General features: G+C 54.2%; 2 protein-coding genes and 2 rRNA genes. 1 reads left to right on the top strand and 3 read right to left on the bottom strand.

Annotated elements, in window-relative coordinates; all coding sequences use genetic code 11:
* On the bottom strand, positions 1–475 hold a 475-nt coding region (locus tag H3O04_RS36455; protein WP_237666540.1), incomplete at its 3' end, for an MFS transporter.
* Between H3O04_RS36455 and H3O04_RS34575 the strand changes: the two genes are divergently transcribed.
* Positions 474–710 carry a hypothetical protein gene (locus tag H3O04_RS34575; protein ID WP_202589434.1) on the top strand — a complete coding sequence of 79 codons (237 nt, stop codon included), beginning with the start codon at positions 474–476 and terminating at the stop codon, positions 708–710. The two genes, H3O04_RS36455 and H3O04_RS34575, sit on opposite strands and share 2 nt — an antisense overlap.
* Before the next feature lie 173 nt (positions 711–883).
* On the opposite strand, the gene rrf is transcribed toward H3O04_RS34575, so the two are convergent.
* Positions 884–996 (bottom strand): 5S ribosomal RNA (rrf, locus tag H3O04_RS34570).
* A 183-nt stretch (positions 997–1,179) separates the two neighbouring features.
* A 23S ribosomal RNA gene (locus H3O04_RS34565) occupies positions 1,180–3,516 on the bottom strand; the annotation flags it as partial.

The raw sequence follows: 3,516 nt of genomic DNA, 5'->3' as shown, positions 1-3,516 counted from the left end.
GCACCGACGCGCCGGTAAAGACGACGATCGCACTCGCGAACACGGTGCGCGAGCCATAGCGATCCGCGATCCAGCCGCTGATCGGAATGAACACCGCCAGCGCCAACATGTAGGCCGTCATCCCGAGACTCAGCGCGTTAGGCCCCACGCCGAACGAGTTGGCCATTTGCGGTAGCGCCGTCGCGATCACGGTCGTATCAAGGTACTCCATGAAGAACGTCGCGGCGACGAGGTATGGCAAGAAGTCGGTCGTCCGACCACTTTGGGTGGGGCTGTCAGTCATGAACGATGCAGGAGACGGAATACAAAGGACACCGATCACCAGCGGATGCAAGCAGTACCGGGAAATCGGGACGAGCGGTGATATTACCTCGAAGGGCTTGCCCGCCGCTCTGTCGACCAAGTCACTCGAATGAACTTTATGCGCATAGATTTTTATGAGGCTTTCGCGCTGTGTTCGTGGAGAGGAACGCATGACACTGCGCATCGAGGAACGGCCAGATGAAGAGGGAGTTTTCGCCCAGAAAGTGACGTTTATCGATCATCGTCGATCAACATCGACCATCGCAACATCGTCGGCGGACGTGCGCCGTCGGTCGGACTCGATTCTTGAAGACGGATGGGTATGGCGAGCAGAGGACGTGCCGAGGTTTCCGGACGACACAGTTGCGGAGAAGAAATTGCGTCTTGATCGAAGATACGATCAATAAGCAATTGAATCGCCGGAGATAGAAGCGATTGAGGGAATGGGATGCAGGGATTGATTGCGTGGGTGAGATGCTAATGCAGTAGCGTTGGTAAGGCTTCACCCCGCCATGCACATTTCCGCCGCTGAAATGCAAAAACCCCCGCCTTTCGGGCGGGGGTTTCTGGCTTGAGGGGAGCCTGACGATTACCTACTTTCACACGGGAATCCGCACTATCATCGGCGTAGAGTCGTTTCACGGTCCTGTTCGGGATGGGAAGGGGTGGGACCGACTCGCTATGGTCATCAGGCAAAGGGGGTTGTTCTGCTGGCGTGGCCAACAGAACCAATCTGTGAAGAAGCAGTAATTTAGGTTGTGAGCTGTATCTCACACGTACGCGGTACTTCAACCGCAGTACGTCGAGTGCCTTGCACTCGACGCTCGATATCCGTAAGCGCTGAAGCGCTAACGGCTATCGAGACAGACTTGTTATAGGATCAAGCCTTACGGGCAATTAGTATCAGTTAGCTGAACGCATTACTGCGCTTACACACCTGACCTATCAACGTCCTGGTCTCGAACGACCCTTCAAGGGGATCTAGTCCCCAGGGATATCTCATCTTAAGGCGAGTTTCCCGCTTAGATGCTTTCAGCGGTTATCTCTTCCGAACATAGCTACCCGGCGATGCCACTGGCGTGACAACCGGTACACCAGAGGTTCGTCCACTCCGGTCCTCTCGTACTAGGAGCAGCCCCCTTCAAATATCCAACGCCCACGGCAGATAGGGACCAAACTGTCTCACGACGTTTTAAACCCAGCTCACGTACCTCTTTAAATGGCGAACAGCCATACCCTTGGGACCGGCTACAGCCCCAGGATGAGATGAGCCGACATCGAGGTGCCAAACACCGCCGTCGATATGAACTCTTGGGCGGTATCAGCCTGTTATCCCCAGAGTACCTTTTATCCGTTGAGCGATGGCCCTTCCATACAGAACCACCGGATCACTATGACCTGCTTTCGCACCTGCTCGACTTGTCGGTCTCGCAGTTAAGCACGCTTATGCCATTGCACTATCAGCACGATTTCCGACCGTACCTAGCGTACCTTCGTACTCCTCCGTTACGCTTTGGGAGGAGACCGCCCCAGTCAAACTGCCTACCATGCACTGTCCCCGACCCGGATCACGGGCCAAGGTTAGAACCTCAAACAAACCAGGGTGGTATTTCAAGGACGGCTCCACCGAAACTAGCGTTCCGGTTTCATAGCCTCCCACCTATCCTACACAGATCGGTTCAAAGTCCAATGCAAAGCTACAGTAAAGGTTCATGGGGTCTTTCCGTCTAGCCGCGGGTAGATTGCATCATCACAAACACTTCAACTTCGCTGAGTCTCGGGAGGAGACAGTGTGGCCATCGTTACGCCATTCGTGCAGGTCGGAACTTACCCGACAAGGAATTTCGCTACCTTAGGACCGTTATAGTTACGGCCGCCGTTTACCGGGACTTCAATCAAGAGCTTGCACCCCATCATTTAATCTTCCGGCACCGGGCAGGCGTCACACCCTATACGTCCACTTTCGTGTTTGCAGAGTGCTGTGTTTTTATTAAACAGTCGCAGCCACCAGTTTATTGCAACCCCTTCACCCTCCTGGCGCAGGCCAGTCAAGCTACAAGGGCGTACCTTATCCCGAAGTTACGGTACCAATTTGCCGAGTTCCTTCTCCCGAGTTCTCTCAAGCGCCTTAGAATACTCATCTCGCCCACCTGTGTCGGTTTGCGGTACGGTCATCGTTAGACTGAAGCTTAGAGGCTTTTCTTGGAACCACTTCCAATTGCTTCGCTCCCTAAGGAGCTCGCGCCACACCCTTGAATTACGCGCCCGGATTTGCCTAAGCGCCTTCTCCAATGCAGCGACCGGGACTTCCAACACCCGGACAACCTTCCGCGATCCGTCCCCCCATCGCATCTAACAATGGTGCAGGAATATTGACCTGCTTCCCATCAGCTACGCATTTCTGCCTCGCCTTAGGGGCCGACTCACCCTACGCCGATGAACGTTGCGTAGGAAACCTTGGGCTTACGGCGAGGGGGCCTTTCACCCCCTTTATCGCTACTCATGTCAGCATTCGCACTTCCGATACCTCCAGCACCCTTTACAAGGCACCTTCGCAGGCTTACGGAACGCTCTCCTACCATGCGAGCAAGCTCGCATCCGCAGCTTCGGTATATAGCTTAGCCCCGTTACATCTTCCGCGCAGGACGACTCGATCAGTGAGCTATTACGCTTTCTTTAAAGGGTGGCTGCTTCTAAGCCAACCTCCTGACTGTTTTAGCCTTCCCACTTCGTTTCCCACTTAGCTATATTTGGGGACCTTAGCTGGCGGTCTGGGTTGTTTCCCTCTTGACACCGGACGTTAGCACCCGATGTCTGTCTCCCGTGATTGCACTCTTCGGTATTCGGAGTTTGCTATGGCGGGGTAATCTGCAATAGACCCCCCAACCATGACAGTGCTCTACCCCCGAAGGTGAGACACGAGGCACTACCTAAATAGTTTTCGGAGAGAACCAGCTATTTCCAGGTTTGTTTAGCCTTTCACCCCTATCCACAGCTCATCCCCTAACTTTTCAACGTTAGTGGGTTCGGACCTCCAGTACGTGTTACCGCACCTTCATCCTGGCCATGGATAGATCACCTGGTTTCGGGTCTACGCCCAGCAACTGAACGCCCTATTCGGACTCGCTTTCGCTACGCCTGCCCTATACGGTTAAGCTTGCTACTGAACGTAAGTCGCTGACCCATTATACAAAAGGTACGCCGTCACCCCTT

The organism is Burkholderia sp. KCJ3K979, assembly GCF_016759955.1.
In the GTDB taxonomy this organism is placed as follows: Bacteria; Pseudomonadota; Gammaproteobacteria; order Burkholderiales; family Burkholderiaceae; genus Burkholderia; species Burkholderia orbicola.
Note: the sequence above shows the minus strand (reverse complement) of the source record. Positions and strands in the feature narration are given on the sequence as shown.